Origin of the sequence: Pseudomonas sp. 2822-17 (assembly GCF_002742485.1) — a bacterium.
In the GTDB taxonomy this organism is placed as follows: Bacteria; Pseudomonadota; Gammaproteobacteria; order Pseudomonadales; family Pseudomonadaceae; genus Aquipseudomonas; species Aquipseudomonas cyclaminis.
This window is the reverse complement of record NZ_LJRZ01000812.1, coordinates 1-13,646: the sequence shown is the minus strand read 5'-3', so window position 1 is coordinate 13,646 and position 13,646 is coordinate 1. Positions and strand designations below refer to the sequence as shown.

Annotated in this window: 8 protein-coding genes; 2 read left to right on the top strand and 6 right to left on the bottom strand. The window is 62.2% G+C overall.

Annotation, left to right across the window (positions count from 1 at the left end):
* Positions 1-24 precede the first annotated feature (24 nt).
* Complete coding sequence (locus tag AOA60_RS28905) at positions 25-972, top strand: LysR family transcriptional regulator (protein ID WP_099587226.1); 948 nt, start codon at positions 25-27, stop codon at positions 970-972.
* Positions 973-1,288: 316 nt separating this feature from the next.
* The gene (locus AOA60_RS28895) at positions 1,289-1,579 is read left to right on the top strand and encodes a DUF3077 domain-containing protein (RefSeq protein ID WP_099587224.1); all 291 of its coding nucleotides are present in this window, start codon (positions 1,289-1,291) and stop codon (positions 1,577-1,579) included.
* 302 nt (positions 1,580-1,881) lie between these two features.
* Here the strand turns inward: AOA60_RS28895 and AOA60_RS28890 are convergent, their stop codons facing one another.
* The 6 genes from AOA60_RS28890 to recC are packed head-to-tail and all read right to left on the bottom strand — an operon-like array spanning position 1,882 to position 13,441.
* Positions 1,882-2,373 (bottom strand): OmpA family protein, encoded by a 492-nt coding sequence (locus tag AOA60_RS28890; protein WP_099587223.1) that lies wholly within the window; start codon positions 2,371-2,373, stop codon positions 1,882-1,884.
* A gap of 4 nt (positions 2,374-2,377) precedes the next feature.
* Positions 2,378-3,640, bottom strand: coding sequence for a diguanylate cyclase (locus tag AOA60_RS28885; RefSeq protein WP_099587222.1), 1,263 nt, complete (start codon positions 3,638-3,640; stop codon positions 2,378-2,380).
* Positions 3,637-4,203, bottom strand: a complete 567-nt coding sequence (locus AOA60_RS28880) for a YfiR family protein (RefSeq protein WP_099587221.1) — start codon at positions 4,201-4,203, stop codon at positions 3,637-3,639. Before AOA60_RS28880 ends, AOA60_RS28885 begins: the two co-directional genes overlap by 4 nt.
* 12 nt (positions 4,204-4,215) lie before the next feature.
* Positions 4,216-6,321: an exodeoxyribonuclease V subunit alpha gene (gene recD, locus AOA60_RS28875; protein ID WP_099587220.1), complete on the bottom strand. Its 2,106-nt coding sequence runs from the start codon at positions 6,319-6,321 to the stop codon at positions 4,216-4,218.
* Complete coding sequence (gene recB, locus AOA60_RS28870; RefSeq protein ID WP_099587219.1) at positions 6,318-9,992, bottom strand: exodeoxyribonuclease V subunit beta; 3,675 nt, start codon at positions 9,990-9,992, stop codon at positions 6,318-6,320. Before recB ends, recD begins: the two co-directional genes overlap by 4 nt.
* Positions 9,989-13,441: an exodeoxyribonuclease V subunit gamma gene (recC, locus tag AOA60_RS28865; RefSeq protein WP_099587218.1), complete on the bottom strand. Its 3,453-nt coding sequence runs from the start codon at positions 13,439-13,441 to the stop codon at positions 9,989-9,991. The genes recB and recC overlap by 4 nt, the downstream gene beginning before the upstream one ends.
* Between the last annotated feature and the right edge of the window lie 205 nt (positions 13,442-13,646).

The following is a 13,646-nucleotide window of genomic DNA, read 5'->3' as shown; positions in this document are numbered from 1 at the left end:
AACGCACATAAAAGCCGGTCCAATATGCAAAAAAACATCACATCATTGGGCTCCCTGAACTGGGACGACCTGAAGTTTTTCCTCGAAGTGGCCCGCACCCGCAAGGCCAGCGTCGCCGCCAAACGCCTGGCGGTGGACTACACCACCGTGTCGCGGCGCATCAGTTCATTGGAAGTGTCCCTCGGCACGTTGCTGTTCGAAAAATCCCGGACCAACGGCTTCGTGCTCACTCCAGAAGGCCAGCGCCTGCTGGGTTACGCCGAGTCCATCGAAAGCACCTTGCACATGGCCTGCGAGCAAGTCTCCGGCTCAGGCGTGGCGCTGTCCGGTCACGTGCGCATGGGCTGCACCGAAGGCTTTGGCAGCTTCTTCGTGACCCCGCAGTTGAGTCATTTCGTCGACACCTACCCGGCCATCTCGGTCGACATCCTGCCCCTGCCCCACTTCATCAGCCTGTCCAAGCGCGAAGCCGACATCGTCATCGCCCTGGAACGCCCGGAACATGGGCCGTATGTGTGCTGCAAACTGTGCGACTACAAATTGCAGCTGTACGCGACCCAGGACTACCTCGACCAACACCCGCCCATCCGCAAACCGGCGGATTTGGCCGAGCATCCGTTTATCAGCTATGTGGATGACCTGGCGTTCAGCTCGGAGCTGCTGTACCTCGCGAACGTAGTGCCCGGCGCCAGCGCGAGCTTGCGCAGTACCAGCGTGATTGCGCAGTACGTCGCGGCGCAGCAAGGCCGGTCGATGGCGATATTGCCGTGCTTTTTGGCGGCGCAGGATCCACGGTTGTTGCCGGTGCTGGGGGAGCAGATTGCGATTACGCGGCAGTTCTGGATGTATTGCCGGGAAGACTTGCGCAAGCTGAAACGGATTACGTTGTTGTGGGACTACATCCGGGAAGTGACGGAGCAGAACCAGGGGTTGTTGATGGGGGAGACGCGGGAGATCAGGTTTGCGGATTAAAGGGCCAGTAACGACGATTCCCTTTAAATTGCAGGACGTTTCCTAGAGAATCTCCGGCCTATTGCGCCTTAGGGTTCGAGTGACTAGCCTCCGGACTTCGCTGAAAAAACAGCGAACGGGTTTAGCGACCCGAACCCGGACACAGCCTCCAACGACAGCAGCTTCCTGCTCGTCGTTTTCGTGTTATGGCGGCTGTGCGTGGGAGACCTTCGGGTCTGCCGGGTCCTGGGTCCGGTTCGCTAACCTGCGTACAGCTGCCACCCCTTCATGTTTAGCGACATGAGTGGGTGGTTCCTAAAACTCCCAGGTAGACATCATGACTAAAATCGTCCCCGATCCACCGCTTTCCTCCATCATCACCGTCGGCGTCGTCACCTTCGGCGACTACAGCGAAAACCAAAAACCCCTATTCCGCGTCAACGCCGGCATGCCCATCGGCGAAGCGCTGGAACATGCCTCCACCCTGCTGTTCTACTCCAAGAAACTCGCAATGGATGCCGCCATGGACGTGCGCGGCGAACACTATGCGTGGGCTGCGCATTATCTGTGTGAGATGAGCAAGGCGGTGGTGGATGACTTGAGCCAGGCGATGACGCCCCGCAGTTAAATGTGGGAGGGGGCTTGCCCTAATGCCAGTCAGTTAAGGGCGAACACCGTACCTGTGGCGAGGGAGCTTGCTCCCGCTGGGCCGCGAAGCGGCCCCAAAAATGGGACTGCTGCGCAGTCCAACGGGAGCAAGCTCCCTCGCCACAGGTTACTTTTTGCCCTTTTATCTCTTAACTGACCGGCATTAGGGCTTGCCCCCGATAGCGGAGTGTCAGATCAAATGTACAGGCTGACACACTGCTATCGGGGGCAAGCCCCCTCCCACACTTTGATTGCATTTCAAGTTGAGAGGGGTGAGGCGACTCAGTCCGCGATGACCACAATCGATACCCGACGATTCTCCGTACGCCCCGCCGCCGTGGTGTTGGACGCCACGGGCTCGGCGCTGCCCAACCCGCGCAGTTGAATGTTTTCTTCTTTCATGCCCACGCCTTGCAGCACCGTGGCCACGCTTTTGGCGCGGCGCAAGGAAAGTTGTTGGTTGTAGATTTCCTTGCCCGATGCATCGGTGTGGCCGTCGACGCGCACGCGTTCGATGCCCACGCCCAGCAGGGCTTTGCCGATGCGTTGGACGATGTCAGTGCTGGGCTGGTTGAGGGTTTCGACGTCGCTGCCGAACAGTACTTTGCCCGACAGGCCGAATGCCCAGCCTTCGTCGGTGAGTTCGAAGCCTTGCTGTTTAAGGACCGCGACCTGCGCCGGGGTCAGGCCTTTGGGTGGGGCGGTCTGGCAACCGCCGAGGGCAAGGAAAGCCACCAGCAATGAGATGAATAAAACGCGCGCGGTCGAGAACAAGGGATCAACTCCTGTGTTGAGTGTTGACGGTAGAGTGCTCCGACTCTGCCGTTTGCTGGCCACCCTGAGAAAACCGTTTGGCCTGGTACATCGCCGCGTCAGCGGCATTGAGCAAGGTGCCGGGAGTGACACCATGATCGGGATAAATGGCGATGCCGATGCTGAGGGAGGTCGATACGTGAGTATTGCCGGGCACGGCAATCGGCAGGTCCATGCTGGCGATGATCTTGTCGGCGATGCGCTGGGCATCCTCCACTTTGTGCAGCGGCGCCAGCAGGATGGCGAACTCATCACCGCCCAGGCGCGCCACCAGGTCATCGTCACGCAGTTGTGCACGCACGCGGTCGGCGACGGCCACCAGCACGGCGTCGCCGGCGGCATGGCCGAAGTTGTCGTTGATGTCTTTGAAGCGGTCACTGTCGAGGAACAACACGGCGACCCGTTCGTTGATCTTGGCAGCGCTGCGCAGTGCGCGGATCAGCCGGCCTTCGAAGAACGCCCGGTTGGGCAGGCCGGTGAGGCTGTCGTGGTTGGCCTGGTGGGCGAGGGTTTCGTTTTCGCTTTGCAGGTGGCTTTGCCAGGCTTCCATCTCGCCGAGCAAGGCATTGAAGTCGCTGCCCAGGCTGTCGAGTTCGGCGATGCGCGCCGGTGGCACGCGACGGTCGAAGTCGCGTTCGCTGCGCGCAGCGTGGGCCACGGCGGCGAGGCTTTGCAGCGGCCCGGTGATGCCCTTCAGCAGCCGGCGCGCCAGGTGCAGGGCAACCCAGGCGCTGAGGACGGTACAGATCAGGATGCCCGCCAGCCCGCTGAGCAGGAAGCGCAGCAAACTGCCACCGTGGCCGGTCAAGTGGATGCTGCCGATGGTACGGCCCTGGTGCAGGATCGGCTGGCTGATGGGCTGTTCAAGCAGGGTATGCGCCAGCGCCAGTTCAACCCGCGAAAGCATGCCGGTTTCGGGGCGCTCCCAATGCGCCAGCAGCCTGCCGCTGGCATCGAACACATCGGCCTGGGCCACTTCTTCCGTAGAAGCAATCAGGCTAAGCGCCTCGGTGGCCGCCGCGCGGTCGTTGAACACTACCGCCGCTTCGACGGTGTAATTGATGGAACGTGCGATCAGGTGCAGGTTGTGTTCGGCGTAGACCCGCAGCGCCAACACGCCAAGCAGGGTCAGGGACACGCTGGCCAGGGTCACGGCAACCAGCGCCAGGATCAGGTGCCCTCGGCCAATGACCGAGCGCAGGGTTGGGCGCACAATCACGGCTGTCATGAGGCCGGCGCCCGGCGACGGGACAGTTGCAGCACACTGGGGTGAATACGCACGCCGCTGCGTGCCACCGAGTCGAGGTTGACCTCGAACGACACTTGCTCATCGCCCACCCGCAGGCAGAACAGGCTGCCGACGGTGCACTGGTCGCCGCCTTCGCTGATGCTGAGCACCGGGTGACCGATCAACGAGGCAAACAGGCGGCTGCGTTCATCCGTGCTGAGTTTGCCGATGTACACGGCGTCGCAGGCGCTGACGATGTCGGGATGGTCGGCCAACAGGCGGCGCACCACCACCGGACGGCCGGTGGCCTGGGTGGTGCCTTTGATCAGGTCGTCGGTGTATTGGGTGGGGCCGACGATGCACAGGCGCAGTTGTGCAGGCTCCACGGGCCAGCGGGCATAGCTGAGGATGCCGAGGACCACTTGGGTGACCGCCTGGGCGCGTTGGACAGCCGGGCCTGGGGCCTCAGCAAACACGCGGGGCGCCAGCAGCCACAAAACCGCCACAAGCAGCAGGCGTCTCCAGCTCAAACTTCGCTCTGTGGGCGAGACGGCCACGTTCATGCAGCGATACTCTCAGGTGTTTTCGGAGTGATGCCGCAACGATAGCACAGCATCAGAAATTTCTGACTCCTGACCCAACTCCAGCATCAGCCCACTCAAGCGCTTGACCTTGCGTCGCACGGCCTCTTCAAACACTCCGCCACGGGGTTCGATCAGGCTGAACCAGCGCTTGGCGCGGGTGATGCCGGTGTAGATCAGTTCCTTGGTCAGCACCGGGTTCAAGGCGTCCGGCAGGATCAGCGCGGTGTGGGTGAATTCCGAGCCTTGGGATTTGTGCACGGTCATGGCGTACACGGTTTCCACATCATTCAAACGGCTGGGTAGTACAAATCGCACGCCGCCTTGCCCGTCGTTACGTGGGAAAGCGACGCGCAACACCGGGTCGCCGCCGTCACTTTCGGGCAGCTTCAGGGCGATGCCGATGTCGCCGTTCATCAGCCCCAGGCCGTAATCGTTGCGCGTCATCAGCACCGGGCGGCCTTCGTACCATTGTTCGTCACCCTCGATCAGCCGCACTTTGCGCAAGGCTGCGGTGATGCGCAGGTTCAGTCCTTCCACGCCCCAAGGGCCTTTGCGCACGGCGCAGAGCAGTTGGAACGCATCGAAGGCCTGCAGCAGTTGTTGCGCCCAGTGGGTCCAGGCGAGGTTGTCACGTGGGGTATCGAGGGTGGGACGCGCGCTGTGCAACAGGTTGAGGTAATAGCGATAACCCTCAGCGCCGTCGCCCTGCCCATCCAGCACCAGGCGTTCCAGGGCATGGTCGTGCTCACCTTTGAGGCTGACACAGAACAGGTCGCCGTGACTGCGAGCGGCCAGCAGCTTACGGGCCTCTTCGGCGTTTTGCTCATTGACCCAGCGCGCCAGTTGGCCGATGCCGCTACCTTCGCCGAAACGCCGCGAGTAACGCAGCATTACCACTTGCTGCGCCAGGGGATGGCTGCCGTCGAGGTCTTCTTGCAGGCCGCTGGCGTCGAGGTCTTCACCGCTGACGGCTTGCAACCATTGGCGAGTCTGGGGGCTGTACCAGCCGGCTTCGGCTTCGCGGCACAAATCACCGAGTACGGCGCCGGCCTCCACCGAGGCGAGTTGGTCTTTGTCGCCCAGCAGCACTAGGCGCGCATGGGGCGGTAACGCGTCCAGCAGGTTGGCCATCATTTCCAGGTCGATCATCGAGGCTTCGTCCACCACCAGCACATCCAGGGGCAACGGGTTGCCAAGGTGATGGCGGAAGTGTCGGGTGCCGGGGCGACTGCCCAGCAAGCGGTGAACAGTGGTGACCTGGGTCGGGATCTTTTCCTTCACGTTTTCCGGCACTTTCAGCGACAGCACTTGCTGGCTGATGGATTCGGTCAAACGCGCGGCAGCTTTACCGGTGGGCGCGGCCAAGCGGATACGCAACGGGCTGCCGGTTTCCACCGCGGGTGCTTGTAACAGGGCGAGCAGGCGCACCACGGTGGTGGTCTTGCCGGTGCCGGGGCCGCCGGTGACGATGCTGAAAGCACCGCGCGTGGCCAAGGCGCAGGCAAGTTTTTGCCAGTCAATCACGCCATCGGGCGCCGGCTGGTCAAACAGGCCGTTCAAGCGTTGGGGCAAGTCGGCGGCGACGGCTTCCTGGGTCGCCAGGCGCAGGCGCAGAGCGGTGTCGATGCGCCGTTCGTAGGTCCAGTAACGGCGCAGGTACAGGCGTTTGCCCGACAGCACCAAGGGGCGACTGTGCGCCGACTCGCTGCCATCCAACGCCAGGGCGACCAACGGGCTGGCGGCCAGCGCATGGCACCAGTGGGCGCCATCGAGGCCGTCCAGCAACTGCGACGGTAGCAGCATGGCGCCGGTTTGCAGGTCGCCTTCGGGCGGCAGAGACAAAGCAAAGTCCGGTGCCTTGAGGGTTTCGAACAGGTCCAGACACACATGGCCGTGGCCCAGCTGGTGGCTGGTCAGGGCGGCCGCCAGCAACACCAACGGGGCGGCGTGTGGGTCGAGTTCGTGCAGGAAGCCGACAAAGGCTTTGTCCAACGCCCGCAGCCAGCCACGATCAACCCACCGGTCCAGCAACTGGAGCAGGTCAGCGGCGTGGTCCAGAGGCTCCAGCGCCTCCAGCGGTAAGGGCGACAGGCTCATAACAACACTCCTTGTTCCCAGGCGGGCTCAACCTTGGGCGGGATGGGCTTGCCCTGGAACAACAGGTCCAGGCCTTCGATCAGCTCACGCGGCGGCCGAGTAAAAAACGCGCCTCGGCTGACGGCTTGGGTGCCGCGCAGGAATACATACAGCGCGCCGCCGACGTGGCGGTCGTACTCGTAGCCCGGCAGACGCGCCTTGAGTTGGCGATGCAGTGCCAGTAGGTAAAGGACGTATTGCAGGTCGTATCGATGCTCAAGGATCGACTGTTCCATGGCCGCTTGCGTGTAGGCCAAATCGTCAGGGCCGAGCCAGTTGGATTTGTAGTCAGCCACGTAGTAGCGGCCGTCTTGTTCGAATGTCAGGTCGATAAAGCCTTTGAACATGCCGTTGAGCAGCACCGGTTCGGCAGCCACGCGCGAGACGCCGTTATGGGTGTGCTGGCACACCAGTTTGTCGAGGGCGAGCACATCGACTTTATGGCTGGCGAACCAGAACTCCATTTCAATCTGGTACTGCTGCAGGCTGCTCAGGGTGACGTGAGCGTTGTCCACCGGCAGCGGCGTGTGCAGCAAGTGGCCGAGCCAATCGCTGAGGGTGATGATCCAGCCTTCCCAGTTGCGGCGATTGCAGCGCGCGCCGACGGCGTTTTCGATGGCGTCCGGCGTCACAGTGAAGCCCTCTTCACCTGCCCACTCCAGCAGGCCGTGAAGGAAGGTCCCTGGGTTGGGACCGCGTGGGAAACGGTGAATATCGCCGCCGGACGCAGCCACTTCACGCGGCGCGTCAGGGTCGAGGCGTTCGTCATCAAACAGCTTTTGCGCTTGTGGGCTTTCGGGCGCTTCGAGGCTGGCGACACTCATGCTTTCACCAATGCGCAAGGCGCTGTAGGACGCGATCCACCAGTTTTCGGCAGCCTTGCGTCTGGGCAGCAGCGGTGCAAGCAAAGTCGCTTGGTTGCGCGGCGGGTGGAACACGCTGTCTTGGGCCTCGGGCACGTGTGCATAGTGGATGGCCGGGCAGCCTTCCTGCAGGTCCAGCAGCCAGCGCGCCAGGCCGGCTGACTCACCCAGCGCAGCACCCGCGCCGAGCAGGTAGCCCAGCGCTGACAGGTGCAATACCGAGTTGCTGCTGTTGCCGCGCTTGAGGTCGCCAACGCCAAGCCAGCAGGCGTGTTTGGCGCGGGTCAGGGCCACGTAGAACAAACGCAGATCTTCGGCCAGACGCTCGTCATCAGCCTGGGCGATCAACTCAGGCGTAGGGCGCAGGCTGACTTGGGGCTTGCCGTGTTCGTCGTGGTAATGCAGCGGCAGGCGACTGCCGTCCACCGGCTTGGCCGAGCAGATGAACGGCAGGAATACCAGGTCGTACTCCAGGCCCTTGGACTTGTGGATGGTCACGACCTTGACCAGTTGCTCATCGCTTTCCAGGCGCAGGATCTGCTCTTCGCCGGCCTGGCCCGATAACGCGAGCTGTTCGGCCAAGTGGCGGATCAGCGCTTGTTCGCCGTCCAGCTCGGACGCGGCCTGTTGCAGCAGTTCGCTGAGGTGCAGCAGGTTGGTCAGCACCCGTTCGCCGTCGCTGCGGGCAATCAGGGCTTGCGGCAGTTTGAAGTCGTGCAGCAGACGGCGCAGCATCGGCAGCACGCCTTGGGTGCGCCAGATCATACGGTAGCCACGGAACTGCATCACGCGGGCTTCCCACGCCAGCTCGTCCTGATTCAGACGCTCCAGTTCCGGCAGTGACAGGTTCAGGGTGACACAGGCCAGAGCGGCCCGCAGTGGACGCTCAACGTCCGGCTCGGCGCAGGCCTTGAGCCACGCCAGCAGGTCGTGGGCCTCCTGGGCGGCGAACACTGAATCCTTGTCGGACAGGTACACGCTGCGCACACCGCGGTCGGCCAGCTCGGCCCGCACGGCTTGGGCTTCCTTGCCGTCGCGCACCAGAATGGCAATGTCTGACGGCAGTACGCCGCGGAAGCTGTCGTCCGGTTGTAGGAAACCGGCCGTACCCTGCTGGCCACCGTTGAGCAATTCGACGATCCGCGTGGCACACGCGGCGGCCAATTGCTGACGGTACACGGCATTGGAAACAGGCTGGTCGGTGGGCAGGTGCCAGAGGTTCATCGCTGGCAATGTTTGACCATCGACCTGCAGCTTTTCCTTACGGCCTTGGGATAGCACCGCGTGGAACGGCACCGGGTTTTCGCCTGTCGGCTCGCGGAACAGGAACGCGCCCCGGCCCGTTTCTGCGCGCTGGAACACATGGTTCACGGCCTCGACCATCGCATGGCTGGAACGGAAGTTGGTGCCCAGGGTGTGGTGACGCCCAGTGGTGGACTGGCGGGCGCGCAGGTAGGTGTAGATGTCGGCGCCACGGAACGCATAGATCGCTTGCTTGGGGTCGCCAATCAGGAACAGGCCACTATCGAGGTGGTTGTCTTCGATGCGGTAAATGCTGTCGAAGATGCTGTATTGCACCGGGTCGGTGTCCTGGAATTCGTCGATCAGGGCCACCGGGAATTGCTCGCGGATCACGCTGGCCAGACGCTCGCCGCCCTCTGCGTGCAGGGCAGCGTTGAGGCGGATCAGCATGTCGTCGAAACCCATTTCGGCGCGACGGCGTTTTTCTTCTTCGAAGCGTTTGCCCACCCAGCCGGCGGCGTGTTGCAACACGGCGGCGTCGGGGGTTGGCAGGGCGTCGAGAGCGGCTTTGAGGCCGGCCATGGCCTCGATGCCGGGGTGCTGCGGCGGGCCGCCCTTCCAGGCTTCGGCCATACCGTCGGGGGTCAGGCGGGTGAAGCCGGTGCCGATGTCCAGTTGCTCAAGGGTTTCATCCGCAGCCCAGGCACTGATTTTTTCGAACCAGGGCTCAAAGTAACGCGCTTGCATCTTGCGGCCGTCGACGGCTTTGGCGGCCACGGCTTGCAGGCAGATATCGCGCAGCTCTGCTGCCCATTGCTGCCAAGGTGCCTTGAGTTGTATCAGGGCTTCTCGGCGCTCTTGCAGACAGGCGTTGATCAGTTCCGCTGGCTCACGGGTTTCATCTGCAGGCCGTTCGCTGCCAAACAGTGCGCGCACCCGAGGCATCAAGGCTGCGGGTCCGCCCCAATTGTTGCGCACCCAGTTGAGCGCATCGTCATGCATCGGGTAACAAAACAGCCGCCAGTAGTCACGCAGCACTTCGCCAAGCAGGTCGCTGTGGTCGGTTTCCAGGGTTTGGGTGAACAGGCTGCCACTGTCAAATGCGTGTTCGCGCAGCATGCGCTGGCACCAACTGTGGATCGTGGAAACCGCCGCTTCGTCCATCCACTGAGCGGCGATGTCCAGGCGGTTGGCGCAGGCGGACCATTGCTCGGGCAGGTATTGCGCGCGTAGGTCGGCGATCAACGCATCAGGTTGTTCAATCTCATCGCGGAAGAAGCGTGCGGCTTCGGCCAGGCGTATACGGATACGCTCGCGCAGTTCTTTGGTGGCGGCATCGGTAAAGGTGACGACGAGGATTTGCGGTGGCAGCAACTCGCGACCGAACCCGGACTCCTCACCACCATGACCTAGCACCAGGCGCAGGTACAGTGCGGAAATAGTGAAGGTCTTGCCGGTGCCGGCGCTGGCTTCGATGAGTTGGCTGCCGCGCAGCGGGAAGGCCAGGGCCAAGGGTTTGCTGCTCATGCGCCGGCCTCCTCGCCTGTGAGTGATCGCCATGGGGCGTTGATCAGTGGTCGATACAGGGTTTCGCACCAGCCTTCGAATTCTTCGCTGGCAATCAAGGCAGCGTAATCAGGGAATTGCCGGGTGAGCGCCGGGGTTTCGCGGCGTTCGCCGTCGGTGGTCAGGCCGTCGCCTTCATAGGCTTTGCTCGCTGCGGCGTGGGCTTTGGCCGGGTCGGTTTGGCTGAGCCAGGCGAAGGCAGTTTTGACGGCGACCGGCAGCGGTTTTCTCATTGCGCTGTGCCAGGCCACCAGCAGGTTGCGGAGGATTTCCTGGGCGGCGGATTTATCCAGCGGCGCCAGTAGCAACGTATCGTCACTGGCCACCAAACCGGTGCTCAGCGGCAAGCCACAGGCACACGAAACGACATGGTTGAACCAAGGACGGATCAGTCGATGCCACTTGCGCGTCTTGATCGACCCGATGCTATTGGGGATGGTGGTGACACTCAGCAATCCGCCATCACTGCGTCGATGCAGGCCGCTGATCCAGCCTTCCAGCGCAATGCCTTGATGCTCAAAACTGATCGGTTCGGCGCCGGAGTGCGGAGTGGGCCAGAGGGCCAGCAACTGTTGGTAGCGTTGCAGCAGGCCGGGCAAGGGCTCGATCAGTTCGTTGCGCAAGCATTCGCCGAACCCGACCATGGGCAGCAGGCCACTCCCCTGCAGACGCAAGGCCTGGGCGTTGAGGGCCAGGTCGAGGTGATCGGGTTGGGACAGCGCAGCATTCAACAGGCTGTCGCTGAGGCTGTAGCGTTGCAGCGCATCGAGGACGAAGGGTTCTTCATCGGCCAAGGGTACTTCGGCCGCCTCGAAGAATACTTTCAGCCGCTGGCTGAAGAAGTGTTTGACCGGGTTGCGTAGGAAATCTTGCAACTGGCCGAGGCTCAGGGGTTCTTCCTGATGGTGTTGTGCCAGATCGTCTTGTTCAGGCGTCGCGACCTGCATTTCATGGAGTAACTGCCATTCGCGGGCGTAGCTGAACAGTGGATCGCCCGCGTGGAAGTAGCGGGCGCTGAAGGGTTGGAGTGGGTGCTCCTGGGTCATCGCTTCGAGCAGTGGTTGTTCTGCTTGTGCGTTATGCCAGCCGCTGGCGATATGGTCGCGCAGTTGGCCGATCAGGACGGAGGCCGGGCGCTCGCTGTTATCGCGGATGCTGCGGCCGACCCAACTGATGTAGAGCTGGTCGCGGGCCGACAGGAGGGCTTCGAGGAGCAGATAACGGTCATCCTCGCGGCGCGAACGATCGCCGGGACGGTAGTCGCTGCCCATCAGGTCGAAATCCAGCGGGGGTTGGGCGCGTGGGTAATCGCCGTCGTTCATACCGAGCAGGCAAACCAGCTTGAACGGTATCGCACGCATCGGCATCAAGGTGCAAAAATTGACAGCACCGGCGAGGAAACGCTGGGATAGACGGCCTTGGTCCAGGCCGGCGAGCCAGGCTTCGCGGACTACGGTGAGCGGTAACTCGTCCTGCAGGCCAACTGACTCGCAGGTTTCCAGCCAGGTTTCTCTGAGCTGCTCAAGCTGCCCCAACAGGAAATCGTCGTGCTCACTGCTGGGCAGAAAGAACAGTTGCATCAGGCGTTGCAGACGTTCGCCCCATTCGTGGGGAGCCGCTGGTTGTGACAGGGCCTGGTGGGCATCGCTGAGCGCGTCGAGCAACGCTACTAGCGGGCCGATCAAGGCCGCATCGAGCCCACCGATTTCGTCGTAAGGCTCGATGCCTTCGCAGGCAGCACCGGTGCCAACGGCATAACCCAGCAGCATACGGCGAAGGCCGAAACGCCAGCTGTTCTGCTCCAACTCGCTTGGCAAACCGAGGCCAGCGCGTTGTTCGGCGTTGAGACCCCAACGGATGCCAGCACCTTCGATCCAGCGGTGCAAGGTAGGTAGGTCCCGTTCCTTGATGGCAAAGCGTTCGCGCAGGGCCGGGACATCGAGCAGATCAAGAACTTCGCTGACGGGGAAGCGGCTGTCGGGGAGTTTTAACAGGTGTTCGACGGCGATCAGCAAAGGGTCGCGGCCACGTTGGCCTTGGTCGGTGAGGGTGAAGGGGATGAAACGTGGATCGTTTCTTTCCAACTGGCCGAATACTGCACGGATATGCGGCGCGTAGCTGTCAACGTCGGGGACCATGACGATGATGTCCCTTGGGCGAAGCGTGGAGTCGGCGCTGAAACGTTGGAGCAACTGGTCGTGGAGGATTTCTACTTCGCGCTGGGCGCAGTGGGCGATGTGGAAGCGGATTGAGGCGTCACGCTCCAGGTCGACGGCGGGCCACAGGTCGCGAGTCTCACTGAGTGGGCGCAGTTCGAGGATATCGTCCTGGAGTTGGTTGAGCAGCGTGGTGGGTTCGCTGTCGCTGAACAGATCGATGCGTCCATCACGGAAGGCAGCGCGGTAACTGTTGGGATCGTCGTAACTGTCCAACAGGCTGATGTAGTCGCGGCCTTGTTTGCCCCAGGCGGCGAGAAGCGGGTGGGCGTGCTGGTGCAGGGTCTGCGGGTCGATGGTGACCGGCATGCCGGCTTTGCGCGCTTGGCGTTTGTATTCGTTACGCAGTAGGTCTTTGTCGGCGACGATGTCGGACCAATGGTGCCGACAAGGGTTGTGCACGCACAGCAAGACTTGGCTGAAACGGGCCAGGCCGGCCAATGCTTCGAGTGCTTGAGCGGGCAAAGAAGAAATCCCGAAGACAATCACCCGCGAAGGCAAGCCCTTCGGCGCCTCTTCAAGGGTATTGATACGCTCGATGAAACGCTGGTGAACGCCAGCGCGGCTTTCGGCCATGCCCTCTTCACCGACATCCAAGAGCAGCGCGCGCCATAGCTCGGCTTGCCAGCAATTGGCAGGATTGAGCGGCTTGGATTCCCCTCGACCATTGCGCAATTGGTGGCGGCCGGCGGCCCAGTCTTCCAGCCAGTCGGCACGGTAGACCTGATATTGGTCGAACAGATCGGCCAGGCGTTCCGATAGCTGGTAGCGTTTACGCAGGTCTGTGTCGTTAGTCAGAAAGCGCTGCAATGGCTCGAAGTGCGGTTGACCGATGAGTTCAGGGAGCATGCGCATCAGGCGCCAGGTGAGCGGAGCTTTATCGAGCAGGGACTTGGGAGGAATTTCGTCACGTCCCAGGACCATGCGATAGAGCTGCCACATAAAGCTGCCAGGGAGCTGAACATTGATGGCGGCGGCGATTCCGCAGCCGCCCATGTCGTCGTCTTCCGGGTCTTCAGCCAGGGCCAGTTTGAGCCACTGGGCAATACCGTTGCTTTGTACCAGGGCGATTTCGTTTTCCAGGGGCGCCAGGGGGTAACGGCGCATCCAACTCACCACCAGGCTGCGCAGTTCGTCCAGCCGGTTGCCGTGAACTACCATGAATCCAGCACTGAGGGACGTCGCACCCGGCATAACGGCTTCCTTGGGAAAAACAATATCGAGGTATGGACTTTAGCACTGAAGGTGGCCGAGATGACCGCCTCAGCCTTTTCCCAGCGCCCAAAACAAAACCCCTGTTTGCGTTAGCAAACAGGGGTTCTGGAATTTAATCTTGACGATGACCTACTCTCACATGGGGAAACCCCACACTACCATCGGCGATGCATCGTTTCACTAC

What these genes read in the sequence shown, in the direction of transcription:
- AOA60_RS28905 (WP_099587226.1), top strand. Translation starts at nt 25, where the DNA reads ATGCAAAAAAACATCACATCATTGGGCTCCCTGAACTGGGACGACCTG.
- AOA60_RS28895 (WP_099587224.1), top strand. Translation starts at nt 1,289, where the DNA reads ATGACTAAAATCGTCCCCGATCCACCGCTTTCCTCCATCATCACCGTC.
- AOA60_RS28885 (WP_099587222.1), bottom strand. Translation starts at nt 3,640, where the DNA reads ATGACAGCCGTGATTGTGCGCCCAACCCTGCGCTCGGTCATTGGCCGA.
- AOA60_RS28880 (WP_099587221.1), bottom strand. Translation starts at nt 4,203, where the DNA reads ATGAACGTGGCCGTCTCGCCCACAGAGCGAAGTTTGAGCTGGAGACGC.
- recD (WP_099587220.1), bottom strand. Translation starts at nt 6,321, where the DNA reads ATGAGCCTGTCGCCCTTACCGCTGGAGGCGCTGGAGCCTCTGGACCAC.
- recB (WP_099587219.1), bottom strand. Translation starts at nt 9,992, where the DNA reads ATGAGCAGCAAACCCTTGGCCCTGGCCTTCCCGCTGCGCGGCAGCCAA.
- recC (WP_099587218.1), bottom strand. Translation starts at nt 13,441, where the DNA reads ATGCCGGGTGCGACGTCCCTCAGTGCTGGATTCATGGTAGTTCACGGC.